The sequence below is a fragment of the Labrenzia sp. OB1 genome (genome assembly GCF_001624695.1).
Classification (GTDB): Bacteria; Pseudomonadota; Alphaproteobacteria; order Rhizobiales; family Stappiaceae; genus Roseibium.
In genome coordinates this window covers 1-766 of the sequence record NZ_JSEP01000092.1, presented here as the reverse complement: position 1 = coordinate 766, position 766 = coordinate 1, and the positions used below count along the sequence as shown (strand labels likewise).

At 61.0% G+C, this 766-nt stretch carries 1 pseudogene and 1 other annotated feature; the pseudogene reads left to right on the top strand.

What is annotated here, in order from left to right:
• A pseudogene (locus OA90_RS27855) lies at positions 1-518 on the top strand (IS3 family transposase); the annotation flags it as partial.
• Positions 57-173: a sequence feature (AL1L pseudoknot), on the top strand. Its footprint overlaps the pseudogene before it by 117 nt.
• Positions 519-766: the final 248 nt, after the last annotated feature.

Here is a 766-nt window from a genome sequence, read left to right as displayed (position 1 = left end):
CTGGAGCGGGAGAACCGTGAGCTTCGTCAGGCCAACGAGATCCTGCGCAAGGCGTCTGCGTATTTTGCCCAGGCGGAGCTCGACCGCCCACTGAAGCGATGATTGCCTTCATCGAAGAACACCGAGGTGTGTTTGGGATCGAGCCGATTTGCAGGCTGCTGCCGATTGCCCCATCGACCTATTACGAGAACATCGCCAAGCGTGAGGACGTGGACAGGCTTTCAGTCCGCGCCCGTCGCGATACCGCTCTGAAGGTCGAGATCCGCCGTGTCTTCGAGGAGAACTTCCGGGTCTATGGCGTGCGCAAGGTCTGGAGGCAATTGCAGCGGGAAGGCTTCGATGTAGCCCGCTGCACGGTGGCCCGGCTCATGCGGTCCATGGGCCTTCAGGGGATCATCCGTGGCAAGCCGGTAAAGACGACGTTCCCGGACAAGTCGGCACCCAGTCCGCTCGACCGTGTGAACCGTCAGTTCAGGGCTCCGGCGCCGAACAGGCTCTGGGTTTCGGACTTCACCTACGGTGCGCCTCGTCCCGGATGGTCCGGGGTGCATATGACTGGAATGCAAAGAGAAAGGAGGATGTGGAGATTTGCCTGTCCCCTGCTGCGAGGGGACATGAGCCCAAGCGGCGGTGACCTGTCGTCAACTGGCAGGGTGACGTAGCCCGCAGGTAAAGGGGATTGAGGCGAAGCCGTTACGCCAAGATGGTTCCCGAGGCTGAAGTATTGGAAGGTTGAGGAACACGAACCGGTTCACCCGCGTCTGAG